Below are 16,342 nucleotides of genomic sequence, written 5' to 3'. Positions count from 1 at the left end.
AACTTTCTTCCAGGAATTTTTCATTAGTAGACCCCCTTTATAGAAAATATTAACATCTATCAAAAATTTGAACAAAATAATCCTTTGCGCGACACGTTTCCTTATAAGTGTGTAAACACGAAATAGGAGGGTTATCAATTTGATAACAATAACTGATTGACTGAAAGTAGGAATGAAAGCCGTCAAGTTGAGCTGAAACTACTTATCTGATACTCCTACATGCAAAGCGTGATAGTAGTCGCAAATTGTATGAAGCTAGGTGAAGTCGGCTGAACAAAACCTAAGTGAGAAATCATATGGTAATGGATAGGTCGGGATGCTACAAAATATCTATGGTGAGAATGTCCAAAATAACGGACTGGCAAACTTGCGAATATACGGGTCTAAATTATTAATACATAAGAAATATGTATGTCGTCAATGACGATGTTATCTACCGAAAAGTATTGTCTAAGTCTCTAACTAAGAAACTGTATGAATATAATGAACATCAATTAAAAGTAAAGTTTGATAATGGGAAAGAGTTCTTCTTAAGCAGTACAAAAGATTCTAATAAGCATTGGGTATCAAAATATTCAAAGTCCATTATCGACTTATACAAAGCTATCTAAAAAAGCATCCATAACGGGTGCTTTTTTCTTTGTTATATAGAAATTACACATTAAACGTATTTAAATACTGTTTTAGGTATAACATGAATTCAACAAATTAGATAACGGATATTTTTCTATTTAGATTAGATGTTAAATGTACCGTGAAACTCTTGGAAATACAATGTCGGGAAATGATAATGATACTGGTATATTACGGGAGAAGGCGGAATTGTAGGAGTAAAGGGAATGTGCCCAGGTTGCATACCATATTGACCATATGAAGGGTATTGAGGTAAATGTTGCCAAGATGAAGCTGGGGCTACAACAATCCTCATCGTTAAAGGATTCATAATATAATCACTCCTAAAGTAGTATTCATGTAATAGGGTATGCGCTCACTGAATATAGATGTGCACAATCTAGGCCTATAAACATAATAATTAACGAACAGAAAATATGGTTACTAATCTTATGATGTGTCAATTATGGGTGTTTTATTTTACCATGTAGATAGAACAAACATGTGTATAGCAATTATCGTAGGCGCTGCCGTGATCTGGGTGGCGTCTTGTTTGTTGTTAAGGGAAAGATAAGGAGGAGAAGAAATGAGTCTTGCACTTCATAATGGAGATTTGAACAAGTTAGCAAGAGATATTACAATTCGATAAAAGGTTATAAAGTCGAATTAGTATAAAAGGAGGTGGTGCTATGCCTAAAATCAACTTCAGTGATAAACAATTACAAGTAATTAGAGCCCCTTTCAATTACACGCTAGAAGTTAATGAAGGCACATAACGCCACGTTCCGGTAAGACAACTGCCGGGCACTTCAGATATGCTCGTTATTTAACTAATTCAAGAGATGAAAACCATTTAGTCGTTGCGTACAATCAAGAACAGGCGCAACGACTTTTTATTGATGGAGACGGAAGTGGATTAGCTCATATATTCGGAGATTTAGCGGTTATAAAACATAACGAGCTCGGATCTCATTTAGAGATACACACGCCGCGAGGCATAAAGAGACTTTTTTATAAAGACGGCGGCAAAAGTAACAGTGTCGGCGCTATAACGGGTATGTCACTCGGTAGTGTAGTCTTTTGTGAAATCAACTTATTAAACATGGGTATGATCCAAGAGTACTTCCGTCGTACATTCGCTGCTCAGGACCGTTATCATTTAGCAGACTAAACTCTCCTGCTCCTAACCATCCTGTTATATCGGAAGTATTCGACGTTCAAAACACACGTTGGACTCATTGGACTCCTAATGATAATCCGATATTATCAGAACAACGTAAGCAGGAAATACATGAGGTTTTCCCTAAGAATCCGTATCTATTGGAACGAGATTGGTATGGTAAACGAGTAATGCCTCAAGGTGTTATCTACAGCATGTTTGATATGGATAAAAACATCCAACATGTTGTTTTGGGTGATTGATACGAAATGTTCTTTACTGCTGACGGTGGGCAAAGTGATGCTACAAGCTGCAGCTGCTACATTGTATCGAGATTTCAGAATAAATTCAGATTGTTCCGTGTGGCTAACTACTATTAGATACTAAATCTCCATCATCTACGATACGAGCATGCACTGGTGTAGCTCCCATTTTAGGTAAAGCACCCATCCCCATAAAATGTGTACTAGCATACCGACCATTTAGTAGTCCAATCATGCCTAAAAGGTTAGCACCTACGCATACTGTATATAAAGTAATATTAGGGTTGTGTGCTGCTTGGTGTAGTATAGTTTTCAACTCTGTCTCAGAAGCTTTTTTAACCTATTCACAACTGAATTTGGTCCATCATCGTAGGATTCGCCAGCACTACCTGGAATTAAAATTACACCTTCAGCGGTTGGATCGAGTATGCCTGTGGCTTCGATTCTTACGCCATTTACTCCACTTTTAACTAATCTTTTCCCTTCAAGAGTTACTAACTCCACTATTACTTCTTCTGGAGAAAGAGCTGCTGCAACGTGAAAGACATCATAAGGAGCAAGTGCATCCATTAAATCAAACCCATCAAATAAAACAACTTGAAATTTCATATTTTATACACATCCTATAATTATTTCAGACCGAACAGTTCGGTCTGATGAAAGTGCTATATACAGATTAATGAACAATCCTCCAGTTACAAGGAATATGATAATAGGTATGTATATATAACAGTCAATATTTGATTATAACACCTGGATTTTAATATCATAAAAATTCTGTAATATACGGAGGAAAAGTCAATAAAAAGAGAGAGTTCGGAATTTAAAAATCTGAATTTATAGATGTAATTATCCGTAATGTATGGGTCTTATGAGTAGCATCATTATATACATTTTGAATTTCCTTTCAGTGTTATATATGGTTCCAATGTAACATACAAGTATCTAAATGGATTTTGTCTTAATACAACACTGTCTATTTAATTATCGCTAAACTTTTCTATTAGTTATACCAACCAACATATGTATAAAATCTTGATTTTTCAGTTTAAATTATTTAACATCTAACCCTTAATCTTATTACTATCAAAAAACAACTTGTAGTCTAGCTACAAGTTGTTTTTTGATAAGGTTATATGTTTTTAAATGAGGCAGTCCTATTGTTATATTTATAAGATTGAATAGATTTTTTGAACTACTAATCATTTGGCACCATACTGTAATTAAAAGAATGGTGAATTGTCATGAGTTGTCTTCGATGAAATAACCGAATGGAATATATGACATAAAACTTTAACACCCTCTTTTAATTCTTGTTCACTCATATAAGAAAAACTTAATCTCATATGATGAGTTTCTAATTCTACAGGATAACAAGCTGAACCAGGCAAAAATGTCACTTTTTTCTTTTGTGCTTCTAAAAGAATAGAATTTGTATCTACCCACTCAGGAAGACTAATCCAAAGATTTAATCCTCTTTCAGGAGTGTACCATGAAACTTCAGAAGGAGCATACTTTGATAATAAATCTAAAACTAGATCTCTTCGTAATTTCAAAGCAGTTCGTAACTTTTTTATATGCTCCATTGATTTCTCTGATTTAATAAACGGTAAAATCATCTTCTGAGTGAGTAAAGGACTACCCAAATCTGCGTTAGCTTTTGCTGCTAACAATCGATTAAATATGGAACCAGAAGCAACTAAAACCCCAATTCTGCAACCAGGTGCAAATGTTTTACTTAATCCTTTTAAATAAATAACATGCCCGGAATCATCTAAGCTTTTTATAGGAATCGGTGGTTTTTTACTATAGTAAATTTCATTCCATGGATCATCTTCTATAATTATGCTATTGCTACTTTGGGCTATATCAAGAATCTGTCTACGCCTTTTGGCAGTTGTGATAACACCTGTTGGATTATGAAAAGTAGGGACTGTATATATAACCTTTGGTTTATATTTATCGCATAAACTCTGAAGAATATCTATCCTCATGCCATCTTTATCAATTGGAACGGTAAGGACTGTAGCACCTCTCCCACGAAAAACATCGATTGCTCCTGGATAAGTAGGAGCCTCCATAATAACCACATCATCAGGCCCGATAAATGTTCGAGCAATTAGACCGATTCCTTGCTGAGAGCCATTTGTAACTAATATATTATCTGGATCCGTAGTAATATCAGTTCTTTTTAAATATGCAGCCATTGCATGTCTTAGTTCAAGATCTCCTTGAACTTCTGCATACTGGGATAAGATCCTTGGATTATGAACAAATATTTTTTGAACTTCTTGTTCTAAAAAGCGGTTAGGAAATAACCTGGGATCAATCATTGAAGATGATAATTGAATCATTTCTGGAACTTGATGAAAACGAGAAAATTGAGATCTAGGTAAGAAATCCTGAATTGAGAGCTGCCAATTATAAGGTGAAACTTTTGGTTGTCGATTAACAACTTCTTTTCTTTCGGGATTAACAAAAGACCCTTTCCCTTGAATAGAAGTAACGAAGCCATCTTCCTCGAGTTTCTTATATGCTTTTGCTACTGTTACTAGACTCACCTTCAATTGTTTTGTAAGTGTGCGTATAGAAGGTAATTGTGTTCCTTCTTGTAGAAAACCAGAACGTATATGATCCACAATAGATAGATATATTTGGCTGGAAAGTGAAATTTCACTATTGCGTTGAATTTCAAAATGCATATTAAATCTCCTTTCAGTGTTATAGAAGGCGGTTGCGTGTTATATAGGGTTTCGATATAACATACAAGTAGTTCAAGGGATTTTTAAAATAAAATTTAAAATGCGAAAGGAGGTAATAGCTCTATTAATAAGTATTAGGTTAAACGTCTTTACTTAAAATGATACCCATATGTGATGATAATTTAATTATCTCGCACAAAAGCGATTTATATTTATAACCCATTAAGTAATGTGAATTAAACGAGACTTATAGTATAGAGGCAATATACGTGATTTTTAAGATTCATGCAAATATTTAATTTTGATCAAATAATTTTTTAGGTAGTCAGAGATTGCAATATTATCACGCTTAAAAGGGGAGATATTATGTTTAAACACGATACTATTGTACGTTTTAGTGAATGTGATTCTTTAGGACATGTAAACAACTCAAATTATTTTACGTATTTTGAAGAAGCAAGAAATGACCTCTTTAAAATTTTTAACCCGAGTCTAAAAATAGAATCTTGGAATTTAATTGTTGCTTCAACTCAATGTGACTTTATTCGTGAGGTGGTTTATGGTCAAAAATTAGTTGTTTCTACATGGATTAGCAAAATTGGTAATGCAAGTTTTCAAGTTGAACATGTTATACAAGATGAAAATCAAAATTGGATTGCAAGAGGAAAAGTTATTTTAGTTCATTTTAATTTTCAATCACAAAAATCAATTCCTTTATCTCAAGAAATAAGGAACGTACTTTCGGAACATACTGAGGCACCTAAAGGTGTTCCGATGTTGAGATAAAAACATCATAATCATTTGATCTTAATACACAATGGGACACTATGGAGGTATATGTAATGAAATATTATGTAGTAGACGCATTTGCAGAAAACATATTTGAAGGAAACCCTGCAGCAATTTGTATCATGGAAGATTGGATTTCAGATGAGATGATGCAAAAAATTGCGATAGAAAATAATCTGTCTGAAACAGCTTATACTGTAAAAGAAGGGGAGTGCTATCAACTAAGATGGTTTACTCCTGGAGGAGAAATTGATCTATGTGGCCATGCAACTTTAGCAGCAGCATACGTTATTGCAAATTATTATGAAAAAGGTATTGAGGAAATTATATTTCTAACAAAGAGCGGAAAACTTGTTGTATCCAAGAACGGTAATCTTTATGAGATGGATTTCCCAAGCAGAATGCCTGAAAAGATTACATTAACAGATGAGATGGTTAAAGCCATTGGAATAAACCCTATTGAAAGCTACTTAGGTAGAGATTTGATCTTCATATTAGAAAATGAAGAGGATGTTCAAAATCTAACTCCTGATTTTGCGAAAATGAAGGAGCTAACAGAAGGATTAGCCGTATCAGTTACTGCCAGAAGTGCTAAATATGATTTTGTTTCCAGAGTTTTTTTTCCAAAACTAAATGTAAATGAAGATCCAGTTTGCGGTTCAGCGCATTGTAGTTTCATCCCATTTTGGGCACAACGTCTTGGTAAAGATGAAATGGTAGCAAGGCAGCTGTCTGACCGAGGCGGAACATTATATTGTAAACATGAGGGAGACAGAGTAAAGATTGCGGGAACAGCAGTTGTATATGCTATTGGTGAGATTCAAATTTAATAAAAAGGAGGCTAGAACATGAAAATAGAACAAAGAATGGAAGAACTAGGTATTATATTAACTAATACTTCGCCTGCTAAAGCATTATACGTACCTGTCAAACAATTAGGGAATTCCCTTTTTGTTTCAGGACAAGCTCCATTTATAGATGGTACACCCGCTTATACAGGAAAAGTCGGTGGAGAAAGAACCTTAGAAGAAGCACAAGAAGCAGCAAGAATTTGTATTATTAATACACTGGCAGCAGTCAAAGAGTATATTGGTGATTTAGACCGTATTGTAAATGTAGTGAAACTACAAGCCTTTGTGAATTGTGAAATTGAATTCAATCAACAACATATTGTTATTAATGCTGCTTCAAAATTATTACATGATATCTTTGGAGTGGAAGGTCAACATGCCCGAACGGCAATTGGAGTGAATCAGCTACCCATGAATATCACAGTGGAAATTGATTCTATCTTCGAAATTCAGGGCCAATAAGCTAATTATAAATGAAATTTCCCCTTAAAAATAATAATTAATACTAAAATCACATGCTAGTGTTAGACATATTCAGCAAGTATTAAAATTTAACTTTCAATTATAATACTTGCATTACATGGAGAAGAATATATGAATAAAAAGAACGATTTCAATGATAATCAAACCAAATGTAAAGCTCTTAAACTTTCCAATAATGATCAGTGGCAATATGAATCATTTTATAGATACCAACCTGTATTTTCATGTAAAGCTTTATTGAAATTTTTCACTAGAAGAGCAAAGTAATAGTATTAACTCACATCATAAAGTCAGAATTTTCTTCATTCAAACTCCAGGAAAGGAATGCAACTTGTGAAATGCAGATTAAAGCAATTACTATAGAGGAAATTTATCAGGAGATATTAGATGGAAAAAGAAATAGATTCCCGCCAAACACTTGGAAATTAGATGAAAATAATGAAATGGCTAAAGAGTAAAAAGATATTTAGTAACAAACATTTTAAATTGGAACGAAGAAGAAATCAAACAGAATTGGAATAACGCATTAATTGCAAAGTATCGTTTACGTGGCGTATTGAAACATAAATATGAAAATAGTCCGTATGCAATGATTAATGATTTATATCCAAACAGATATGTAAAACATTTATTTAGAGGATATATAAATAAATCTTAATATTTTTATAAAGCTCACATTAACATGATACCCCAAAAGGGAAAGGAAGGTCCGTAAAATGTCATTAGAAAAAGTTATTTCCTATTTTAAACAATATGGTATGGAAGATAGAATTATAGAGGTAACAGAATCTAGTGCAACAGTTGAATTAGCAGCAAAAGCGTTACAATGTGAACCTCAAAGAATCGCAAAGACTTTATCTTTTCAAATAGAAGATCGTGTTTTAGTAATAGTAACTGCAGGTGATACTAAAATTGATAATCGTAAATACAAGGAACAGTTTGGTGTTAAAGTTAAGATGGTCGATGCAAACAAAGTGGAAGAGTTAATTGGACATGCAATAGGTGGTGTTTGCCCGTTTGCTGTAAATAAAGATGTAGAAGTGTATTTGGATGTATCACTACAAAGATTTATAACTGTTTGTCCTGCTTGTGGAAGTGGAAATAGTGCTATTGAATTAACAATAGAAGAACTAGAACGATACTCAAAATATTTAAAGTGGATTGATGCCTGTAAGGGATATACAAACTAAGAAGCAATCTTAGGAGAACAATCCATATATGTACGTCTGTACGCTATTTTTATAGAACTATAAATTACAGTGGGATTGAATAAGAATGAGAAATAGATTTTTTATAATAATGTTATCTATGCTATTTAGTATTGGATTGGCTGGCTGCGAGCAATGGAATCGTTATAGTCCGTTTGTAAGTGCGATAGATGTATATGGTGTAGTGAAAGAAGAAGCTAAAAGAGACACTAAGGCCCCTAAAGATGTAATTCATTATTCATATGATTTAATTGGATATGATGAGAGTTTAAATAAAATAGACTTAGGTTTTGGGTCAGATAACAAATTCCCTATTGGCACATATATTAAAGCTGCGAAAAGGGGAAGTGATACAAGAATGCATGATATTTCAGTTATTAAAAAAGAAGAGATTCCAGAAAATATATTAAAGAAATTAAATAAGAAGTAATAACCTAGATAAAAAACTACATTCTATATAGGGTGTAGTTTTTTAAGTATAAATTAAAATATCTCGAACAATCAGCAAAAGAGATTAGTTCAATTATTAATATTAATTCAGAAATGAAACAAGTTTTGAAACGTTTATACGTATAGTACATTTAATCCGCAAAATGAAATTTTTTTTGGTTTAGCATGTAAATCTAAAAAAGCTTTAGTTTAGACTTTCTTGTCCCAATCAAGTTCCAAAAACAAAAGTTTAGACTTTCTTGTCTAAATAGTTTAGAGTTTCATGTCTTTGTACAGTACAATAATAGAAGGGGAGATGAACTGACCATCATCCAAGAGTTCGTTAAATTCTGATATAACGAACTCTTGGATACTGAAATTCTATTCCTATTATAGCGGTAGCTTATTTGATTTTTAGGTTTATAATTCATAGCTAGTTTAAGTTAAGTGACTATTTTGAGTAATCTATAAAGAATTAATCGCTTTTATATAATTATATACAAATAAATTATACATTTTTGGGTATGGATCCCTTTGATTTACAAAAATAGGAAATGTACATTTTGATTTTATGATATTTTCCCTTTGTTGTATTCATTGCGAGTGACAAATATTTTAAAAGCGTAGAAAGATCTTATTTCTACGCTTCTTTTAATAAGTAGTAGATTTAGTGTTTTTTTAAATTTGTTATATAAGATTTTACAGCTTGCAATAAGAATTCTTCCTGCCTCATACCAGCTTCCGCTGCCATTTGAACTACTTTTTGCTTAAATTCATGATCTGCATGAAAAGTTAATGGCTCTACATTACTTTTAAAGTAAATACCTTCTACATGTGGAAGAATCGTGCCAGATTTCATATGAGAATGTAAGTACTTAATCTCTTCTTGAAACTGCAATGGATCTACTTGTAATACGAAAGGTTTAATTTCTAATTTGATAGTATCTGCTGAAATACTCAATCTCATATTTGTGATACCTAGCTCCTTATAAAATAAGTTTATTAGATTATAAGTAATGGAATTAAATAATTGAGGTTTTTTAAAGGAAAAAGATAAATACCCTCGTTTTGTAATTACCGCTTTTTTAATGAATGGTTCAAAGGTGTAATCATGTTGTTTATAAGTGGATAGAGGGAAAATATCCTCGTCTTCTGTAAGAATCTTACCGTCTGCTCCATTGATCTCTATTACCCTAGCTGTTTTTCCGTTATGTTGATGTGTTAATAATTGATATAAGTATATATCTTCATTTTGAATTTTCGTAATGAATGTTTTTCGCTCTTTTGTTTTGGTTTTTTCATAATCAAGCATAAAAATCTCTAGTTCTTCCTCATCGATAAGATATACTTGTTTTCCTCTTTTTTCTACCATTGTGGCGGGTAATTTTCCAGATTTGATGTATGTAAAGATAGTAGATGGTGCAACATTAAGAATTTCAGCTACTTCTTTTGTGCTAAGGCCTTTAACCTTATTTTCATTTTGTAAACGTTCAATATCCTCTAAATAGAAAATCTTACTACCGAATTGCTTCCAGTTATCTTTATATACACATTCTATTAATCCATCTTTTTCTTTTTTTAAAATTGTTTGTACCGTTACTCCTAATAAGTCAGCTGCCTCTTTGGTCGTTACAGTAGGTTTTGTAATGAACAATAAATCTTGTGTCATAAAAGGACACCTCCATAACTATCGTTTGTTAATATTTTAGGTATGTATATATCATATCAGAATCTGATTTATATTTAAAATAAGAAATAGATTTTATTAAATATAGTATTCATTGTTATCGTTTAGAAATATTTTTCATTCAATCTATATGTTAATGAATTATTATAGTTGTTTTTATTATAAAATCACTATGGATTTTAATTATTTAATTGTTAAAAGATATCTATTTAATAATAAATTATAAAAAAATATAATTATATGTAAATAGAGAAGAATGTAGCGTTCTTACAGATAGAAAATGAATTATCATTTGTATAATTAATAGAAGTAAAATAAAATAATAATTATAGGTAATAAAGAGGATTATTATTATAATCTTCAATAGGAGAGGTGAATTTGAAATATGGATAATAAAAATGAAAAAGAAAATTTATCTATTATAAATAAACAAAGTGAATATATAGATACATATGTAGAGAATTTAAGAGATGTAGTTCCATTTCTGTATAACGATAGTTATGTGGATAAATTGGAAGAGAAAATGGAGGTTGCAGAAAAAGAGGGAAAGAGTAAATATACGTATTTAAGTGACCTGGAAGTTATTTATCATTTCGTACATTTACAAAAAGATATGGATGAGAAGAAGAATAGAAAAGAGGATACGAAAAAGAGTTATGTTTCTGAAATCTTGTCATTTTGTCAGTGCATGGTGCAGCATGCAGAAGAATTTGAATTGAATGGGGAAGAGGTACAGAAAAATGACTCTTTATTGAAAACATTGCAACCTTGGAATATTCGTAAATACAATTCTTGGCTGAAACGGGTAGAGAACGGTAGGAATGGTGACACATATGCAGTCGCAACACTTGCAAAGAAAACAGTACTCATTCGTTCTTTTCTAAAACATCTTCATGTATTTTCTTATATTGAAAAGCCTCTTCATGAAGAACTGCAGCGGGCAAATGTAAATGAGCAGGATCGGCCAAATCGGGACTTATCCTATGATGAGGTTATGAAAATTTTAGGGTTTTATAAAGAAAGAGGACATTTAGTAAACTATACAATTTTACTTGCTCTGGCAAGTACTGGTGCAAGAATTCAAGAATTGTGCACCGCGAGAGTGAAAGATTTACATTATGACGGAAAGTACTGGTTAAAAGTCACTGGAAAAGGAGATAAAGTGCGTGAACTTTTCATTTCGGAACACTTATACCAGTGTATTTGTGAAATGAGGCGGAGAAGGGGATGCCAAACGGTATTGGAAAAAGGGGATGAGAGTCCGTTATTTATAAATCAAAGAGGAAATACTTATAACTCTAAAACACTATCGAATCAAGTAACAGATATGATAAAAAAGACAAACTTAGAGTTTCTACTGTATCGTGAAAATCCAGTAACGGCGCATACATTCCGTCATGCTTTCGCAATTATGGCAGTAGAACAAGGTAATGCAGATTTATATCATTTAATGCAAACACTTGGCCATGAAAATATTCAAACGACTAAAATATATTTAGAAAAGCATATGAAGCGTAAAAACAACGTTGGATCTACTTTCGCTGATATGCTGATTTAAACTTTATATAGTTCATAGGGGTATTTAATTATATATTTTTTACATAATTAAATAATGTATATGTTTGTTTATTCATTTTGAAGAAATATATAATTGGGGAAATAAATAAAATAACGAAATTCATTTTATACAGAAAAAACCAGGATGATTTTAAAAAGTTATCCTGGTTTTTTCTTGAATACACATAATTATTCATATTTCATAAAATTAATTTGAGTTAATTATAAGTTAGCAGAATTTATATCTATTCCAATCTGATAGTGTTAATAACATTATATAATTTGTAGAATTAGTTTATAGAGATTATGAAACTATTTTTCATTAGGTGTATCTAATTGATGATTGATTACTGTGCTGGACCTTTTATTCATAAGTATATAGATCCCACCTATGAATGATAAGATTACTGGATAGAAAATCGCCCAACCACTAAATGAGTATACAAAAATACATATAACTAAAGATAGGAAGGCCATCCACCAACCTATATCTTGAACTTTTAATAACTTAAGAGCAGCTAGCATTGTAAAAATATACGAGGTAATAAAAATTACACTAGGGTCTTTTAGAAGCATCTCTAAATTTGGTCGTGCTATACCATAAAAAATTAAAATACAACTAAAAATTCCGCCTAAAACTAGTAAAACCCTAGTTGGAGTTTGGAATTTAGAATGTAATTTAGCAAAGAAGGAAGGGAAATGTCCTTCTCTAGCTTGGGCGTAAATCATTCTTGAAAAACCTGCAATGTTAGCATGTACTGCACTAAACGAAATGAAAATTGCTAAAATAGTGGTTATATATGTACCTATTGGTCCTAATCCTTTTGATATTAGAATGCTAAGGGAAGCTATCTGGTTCTTATCACCATATGAGTGAGTCCCTATTGTTACAAAAGATATTGCAATGTACATAATTGAGATGCAAATTGCCCCTAAAAATAGACTAATGGAAATATCTTTAGCAGGTCTTTTAAACTCTTCAGCTAATGGGGTTATCATCTCCCATCCTACAAATGAGAAAAAGATAATTACAGAAGAAGCTCCAACAGAAGACCATCCGTTTGGTACAAAAGGTGTAAAAGAACTTAATTTTACATAGGGGATAGAAACGACAACAGCCACAATTATTAGAAGTGAAATTATACAAATGACAAACACACTTATTTTTGATGATAACTCAATTCCCTTAATATGTAAGAGTAAAGAAGTAATCAAAATTACTGCCGCGATGCCTATAACTCCTGCATTACTTATTGGAAAAACATAACCAATATAATGGGCACCTGTTAAAGCGATAATAGGTAATCCAATAGGAATAGATCCTAACATAATCCATCCTAGGATTGCACTCGTATTTGCATTAAATGCCATTTGAACATAAGCTGTAATTCCTCCTGCACTAGGAATCATTTTAGCAAGATGCGCCAGAGTTGCGACAATGGGAAAAGCTAATATAGACATGATAACCCAAGATAAAAGCGAAGCTGGTCCAGCGCTATTTGCAGTAATTGAGGGCAATATAAGAATTCCACAACCCAACACAGCCCCTATGGTTAATGCAGTCCCTTGTACCCAAGTAATTGAACGTTTCAATGATTGTTGTGTCAAGATACTCAGCCTCTCTTTCGTTAATTGATATCAATTATATAAAGTTTTAAAAAAAGAAAACATGCTATAATTTATGTATTAATTATAATTTTCTTAAAAAATTTAAGAATTATTAATTGTATTCTTAATTAATCAAGGGGAGATACATTAATGGATCAAACAGATTTAAAAATTCTTTCACATCTTCAGGAAAATGCACGTTTAAGTATGGTTGAAATAGGAAAGCTGGTAGGTTTGAGTTCCCCCTCTGTTACAGAGCGAGTCAGAAGACTAGAGGAACAGGGTGTCATTATAAGTTATCGTACGATTGTTAATCCGAAAGAATTAAAAAAATATATTACCGCGTTTGTTTTAATGGAACCAAGAGATTGCAACAAATATAAAAAATTTGCAATGGAACATCCAGATGTAGTCGAATGCCATCGTATTGCCGGTTTATACAGTTATCTAACAAAGGTAGTGACAGAATCAGTACATACACTTGAAGACTATATTAATTTGTGCTTAGAGTATGGAAAGCCTACAACCTTAATAGTGCTTTCTTCTCCAGTAGAACATAAATCACTTTTTACAGAGAGTGAAAAATCTTGATTACATATGAGAGATTATTCTAAAAAGATAAATATTGTGAAATGATAAAATTTAAAATTATATATTTGGTATAGTGTTAGACTAGGGCTTCGGCACTAGCTTTTCTTTCGTTTGAATATATTACTAAGTCATATATAATATGCTTATATACTTGAAAGTGAGGGAGAGAATGGCATATAGCAAGGCGCAAAATGAAGCCACAAAAAACTATAAAAAACGTAATCCAGAACAAACGAAATATCTCAATTATAAAACTATGGCTAGAAGTTTCATCAAGAATTTAGCCACACAAGAAGATTTGGATATGCTAAAAGAATTAATGGCAGAAAAAGAGGAGAATGACCGTGCTAGAAAATAAATTAGGTATCAAAAATCAGTTGGAATTGAATCGAGTGGAAGAACGACTATCAAAAATGAAAGCCAAAGATTTATATGATTCAGGAGAAATAAACCACATAGAAGTTGGCACATTTAAGGGTCTTTCTGACATTCATAATTATCTATTTGAAGATATATATTTCTTTGCTGGGAAGATTCGAAAGGTTAACATAGCGAAGGGGAACTTTCGATTTGCTCCTGTTATGTATCTAAGCCATTCACTAGAACATATAAATACTATGCCACAAACAACCTTTGATGAAATCGTTGAAAAGTATGTTGAAATGAACATTGCTCATCCTTTTAGAGAAGGAAACGGTAGAGCGACTAGAATATGGTTAGATTTAATCTTTAAGAATGAAATTCAACAGGTGGTTGACTGGAATAGGATTGATAAAGAAGATTATTTACTGGCAATGGAACGCAGCCCGATTAAAGATATTGAAATTAAGCATTTACTCAAAAATGCACTAGTAGATAAAATTAATAGTCGTGAAGTATTCATGAAAGGCATTGATATTAGTTATTATTATGAGGGATATACTGAATATGATATAGAGGATTTATAAATAAAAAAGGGCTGAAATTGCCCTTTTTTATTTGCGTTTTGAAGAGAATTTTTCATATAAAAACAGTATAAAATGGATTCCACCATGGATCCCTAGTGTTATTTGGAACTTATTTTTTATAGTATTACTTTATGTAAAGATCCTCAAAATAAGTTCCTCTTTTCTGAAAATAAATATTAATAAGTAATTATTAATTAATATACATAAATTACTTTATAGTTCATTGATGTATTCCTTTCCATCTACATCAATCATTTATTGAAACAGATTTCTGTGGTAAATGAACAAAATATTGGGATGACATGGGTACTTTATCATGAATCAGACATGCAAAATTATGTAGCTTGTGGTGAAGATGAAGGAAATACTATAAAGGGAAAAGTCGTAGCGAAACCAGGGAAATATTATTTAAATGTATATAAATTCGATGATAAAAACGGTGAATATTCATTATTAGTAAAATAAATTTATTTCCGATATGTATACGGGAGTTGTATTTTAGGAGGAGTCTATCACGATAGGCTCCTCCTACTTTTTATTTGTATATTAGAACCATTAAGAATAGAAAAAATTCGTGTTTGAAAAAAGTTTAATTATTTCCTATCTGCATTACTATACTATCAGACTCTTTTCTTTAATAAGTCTAAAAGATTCAAGTGCTTACAAGGAATACTTAGCTAACTGTTCACCCCAAGATGATAATTCTGTTTCAATAAATCCTGCTTTTTTATATACAAATTTAGCTGTAAGGTTTTCAGGAGCATATCCAATCATTATTATAGAAATGTTTGCATTATTATTTCTTCTTATCTCATCAATTACCAGATATATAGCTTGTTTACCTATACCTTTCCCTTGAAATTTTTCATCAATCATAAGTCTATAAATCCAATAATTATTATCATCAGGATCTATCCAAAACGTAGTAAATCCTATCATTTTCTCATCAAAATAAATCCCTTTTGCATAGAAATTATCTAGAAATTGAACTTCTGCGATAGAATAAAGGTTGGATGCAATAAATGTTTGTTGTTCTTCTTTAACTGACAGCCTAATTGCTTCTTCCCAATTATTTTTGTCAATAGCCTTTAAATAAAGTTTCTTCAATCTGATACTCTCCTTCCAATATTGAAGAGGAAACACGTATTTTAGGGGTTAGTGGTACGTTATCCTCTTGTTTTTTTCAAAATTAAATATAAATATTTTCTCATCGACAACGCCTCCTTAAAGGTACAATTCAAAACACATTAGTATAATCAATATGATTATACTCTTTCCACTATAAATTATTTTCCTGTTGAAAAAATCCTATTTCTCCAAGGTATATGATACCAAATATCTGAGAATCTCTTTGCAAACAATTGTATTTTAGCTTGAATAAAGAAGCACGTTTTTTTGAAGAAGAATATGATTTATAACTTGATAGCAGTGCGGTACACTATTGTCATTAACCTAT

The 16,342-nt window shown here is 31.8% G+C and carries 16 protein-coding genes and 3 pseudogenes; 12 read left to right on the top strand and 7 right to left on the bottom strand.

Going from position 1 to position 16,342, the window contains the following annotated elements; all coding sequences use genetic code 11:
* Positions 1-736: 736 nt before the first annotated feature.
* Complete coding sequence (locus AB6801_RS20125) at positions 737-943, bottom strand: hypothetical protein (protein ID WP_001068972.1); 207 nt, start codon at positions 941-943, stop codon at positions 737-739.
* Between the two features lie 358 nt (positions 944-1,301).
* Here AB6801_RS20125 and AB6801_RS20120 point away from each other — a divergent pair.
* A pseudogene (locus tag AB6801_RS20120) lies at positions 1,302-2,148 on the top strand (PBSX family phage terminase large subunit); the annotation flags it as partial.
* Here the strand turns inward: AB6801_RS20120 and AB6801_RS20115 are convergent.
* From AB6801_RS20115 to pdxR, 3 genes are all read right to left on the bottom strand, one after another.
* Positions 2,138-2,350 carry a type 1 glutamine amidotransferase family protein gene (locus tag AB6801_RS20115; protein WP_227414894.1) on the bottom strand — a complete coding sequence of 71 codons (213 nt, stop codon included), beginning with the start codon at positions 2,348-2,350 and terminating at the stop codon, positions 2,138-2,140. The pseudogene AB6801_RS20120 and the gene AB6801_RS20115 sit on opposite strands and share 11 nt — an antisense overlap.
* A complete protein-coding gene (locus tag AB6801_RS20110; protein WP_233276717.1) occupies positions 2,347-2,643 on the bottom strand; it encodes a type 1 glutamine amidotransferase family protein in 297 nt (98 codons plus the stop codon). The genes AB6801_RS20115 and AB6801_RS20110 overlap by 4 nt, the downstream gene beginning before the upstream one ends.
* Positions 2,644-3,257: 614 nt before the next feature.
* Positions 3,258-4,736 carry a MocR-like pyridoxine biosynthesis transcription factor PdxR gene (gene pdxR, locus AB6801_RS20105; protein ID WP_370941150.1) on the bottom strand — a complete coding sequence of 493 codons (1,479 nt, stop codon included), beginning with the start codon at positions 4,734-4,736 and terminating at the stop codon, positions 3,258-3,260.
* Between the two features lie 366 nt (positions 4,737-5,102).
* Here pdxR and AB6801_RS20100 point away from each other — a divergent pair, with 366 nt between their 5' ends.
* The 6 genes and pseudogenes from AB6801_RS20100 (at position 5,103) to AB6801_RS20075 (ending at position 8,497) form a co-directional block, all read left to right on the top strand.
* Entirely contained in the window at positions 5,103-5,522 is a 420-nt protein-coding gene (locus AB6801_RS20100; RefSeq protein WP_000472449.1) for an acyl-CoA thioesterase, read from the top strand.
* Between the two features lie 56 nt (positions 5,523-5,578).
* Positions 5,579-6,355 carry a PhzF family phenazine biosynthesis protein gene (locus tag AB6801_RS20095; protein WP_000878690.1) on the top strand — a complete coding sequence of 259 codons (777 nt, stop codon included), beginning with the start codon at positions 5,579-5,581 and terminating at the stop codon, positions 6,353-6,355.
* 18 nt (positions 6,356-6,373) lie between these two features.
* A complete protein-coding gene (locus tag AB6801_RS20090) occupies positions 6,374-6,838 on the top strand; it encodes a RidA family protein (RefSeq protein WP_000687853.1) in 465 nt (154 codons plus the stop codon).
* A 359-nt stretch (positions 6,839-7,197) separates the two neighbouring features.
* Positions 7,198-7,496, top strand: a pseudogene (locus AB6801_RS20085) (DUF4046 domain-containing protein); the annotation flags it as partial.
* A gap of 79 nt (positions 7,497-7,575) precedes the next feature.
* Positions 7,576-8,049 (top strand): YbaK/EbsC family protein, encoded by a 474-nt coding sequence (locus tag AB6801_RS20080; RefSeq protein WP_000051121.1) that lies wholly within the window; start codon positions 7,576-7,578, stop codon positions 8,047-8,049.
* Between the two features lie 85 nt (positions 8,050-8,134).
* Positions 8,135-8,497 carry a YxeA family protein gene (locus AB6801_RS20075; protein ID WP_001988071.1) on the top strand — a complete coding sequence of 121 codons (363 nt, stop codon included), beginning with the start codon at positions 8,135-8,137 and terminating at the stop codon, positions 8,495-8,497.
* A 666-nt stretch (positions 8,498-9,163) separates the two neighbouring features.
* On the opposite strand, the gene AB6801_RS20070 is transcribed toward AB6801_RS20075, so the two are convergent.
* Entirely contained in the window at positions 9,164-10,165 is a 1,002-nt protein-coding gene (locus tag AB6801_RS20070) for a helix-turn-helix domain-containing protein (RefSeq protein ID WP_000189827.1), read from the bottom strand.
* A 403-nt stretch (positions 10,166-10,568) separates the two neighbouring features.
* On the opposite strand from AB6801_RS20070, the gene AB6801_RS20065 reads away from it, so the two are divergent.
* On the top strand, positions 10,569-11,741 hold the full coding sequence (locus AB6801_RS20065; RefSeq protein WP_065845741.1) for a tyrosine-type recombinase/integrase: 1,173 nt from the start codon (positions 10,569-10,571) through the stop codon (positions 11,739-11,741).
* Between the two features lie 311 nt (positions 11,742-12,052).
* Here AB6801_RS20065 and AB6801_RS20060 read toward each other — a convergent pair whose 3' ends face one another.
* Positions 12,053-13,348: an APC family permease gene (locus AB6801_RS20060; protein WP_370941149.1), complete on the bottom strand. Its 1,296-nt coding sequence runs from the start codon at positions 13,346-13,348 to the stop codon at positions 12,053-12,055.
* Between the two features lie 150 nt (positions 13,349-13,498).
* Here AB6801_RS20060 and AB6801_RS20055 point away from each other — a divergent pair, with 150 nt between their 5' ends.
* The 4 genes and pseudogenes from AB6801_RS20055 to AB6801_RS20040 all read left to right on the top strand — a co-directional run.
* Positions 13,499-13,939, top strand: coding sequence for an Lrp/AsnC family transcriptional regulator (locus tag AB6801_RS20055; protein ID WP_087948244.1), 441 nt, complete (start codon positions 13,499-13,501; stop codon positions 13,937-13,939).
* Positions 13,940-14,108: 169 nt separating this feature from the next.
* Complete coding sequence (locus AB6801_RS20050) at positions 14,109-14,297, top strand: hypothetical protein (protein ID WP_000331757.1); 189 nt, start codon at positions 14,109-14,111, stop codon at positions 14,295-14,297.
* The gene (fic, locus tag AB6801_RS20045) at positions 14,278-14,886 is read left to right on the top strand and encodes a protein adenylyltransferase Fic (protein WP_033667260.1); all 609 of its coding nucleotides are present in this window, start codon (positions 14,278-14,280) and stop codon (positions 14,884-14,886) included. Before AB6801_RS20050 ends, fic begins: the two co-directional genes overlap by 20 nt.
* A 267-nt stretch (positions 14,887-15,153) precedes the next feature.
* Positions 15,154-15,351, top strand: a pseudogene (locus AB6801_RS20040) (pre-peptidase C-terminal domain-containing protein); the annotation flags it as partial.
* Between the two features lie 195 nt (positions 15,352-15,546).
* On the opposite strand, the gene AB6801_RS20035 reads toward AB6801_RS20040, so the two are convergent.
* Entirely contained in the window at positions 15,547-15,993 is a 447-nt protein-coding gene (locus tag AB6801_RS20035) for a GNAT family N-acetyltransferase (protein ID WP_370941148.1), read from the bottom strand.
* Positions 15,994-16,342: the final 349 nt, after the last annotated feature.

Source organism: Bacillus sp. RCC_6_1 (assembly GCF_041360755.1).
In the GTDB taxonomy this organism is placed as follows: domain Bacteria; phylum Bacillota; class Bacilli; order Bacillales; family Bacillaceae_G; genus Bacillus_A; species Bacillus_A cereus.
This window is presented reverse-complemented; position numbering and strand designations above follow the sequence as displayed.

Excerpts from the sequence above, each read along its gene's own strand:
- pdxR (WP_370941150.1), bottom strand. The coding sequence starts at position 4,736 with ATGCATTTTGAAATTCAACGCAATAGTGAAATTTCACTTTCCAGCCAA.
- fic (WP_033667260.1), top strand. The coding sequence starts at position 14,278 with ATGACCGTGCTAGAAAATAAATTAGGTATCAAAAATCAGTTGGAATTG.
- AB6801_RS20050 (WP_000331757.1), top strand. The coding sequence starts at position 14,109 with ATGGCATATAGCAAGGCGCAAAATGAAGCCACAAAAAACTATAAAAAA.
- AB6801_RS20090 (WP_000687853.1), top strand. The coding sequence starts at position 6,374 with ATGAAAATAGAACAAAGAATGGAAGAACTAGGTATTATATTAACTAAT.
- AB6801_RS20095 (WP_000878690.1), top strand. The coding sequence starts at position 5,579 with ATGAAATATTATGTAGTAGACGCATTTGCAGAAAACATATTTGAAGGA.
- AB6801_RS20110 (WP_233276717.1), bottom strand. The coding sequence starts at position 2,643 with ATGAAATTTCAAGTTGTTTTATTTGATGGGTTTGATTTAATGGATGCA.
- AB6801_RS20070 (WP_000189827.1), bottom strand. The coding sequence starts at position 10,165 with ATGACACAAGATTTATTGTTCATTACAAAACCTACTGTAACGACCAAA.
- AB6801_RS20125 (WP_001068972.1), bottom strand. The coding sequence starts at position 943 with ATGAATCCTTTAACGATGAGGATTGTTGTAGCCCCAGCTTCATCTTGG.
- AB6801_RS20065 (WP_065845741.1), top strand. The coding sequence starts at position 10,569 with ATGGATAATAAAAATGAAAAAGAAAATTTATCTATTATAAATAAACAA.
- AB6801_RS20075 (WP_001988071.1), top strand. The coding sequence starts at position 8,135 with ATGAGAAATAGATTTTTTATAATAATGTTATCTATGCTATTTAGTATT.
- AB6801_RS20055 (WP_087948244.1), top strand. The coding sequence starts at position 13,499 with ATGGATCAAACAGATTTAAAAATTCTTTCACATCTTCAGGAAAATGCA.
- AB6801_RS20080 (WP_000051121.1), top strand. The coding sequence starts at position 7,576 with ATGTCATTAGAAAAAGTTATTTCCTATTTTAAACAATATGGTATGGAA.
- AB6801_RS20100 (WP_000472449.1), top strand. The coding sequence starts at position 5,103 with ATGTTTAAACACGATACTATTGTACGTTTTAGTGAATGTGATTCTTTA.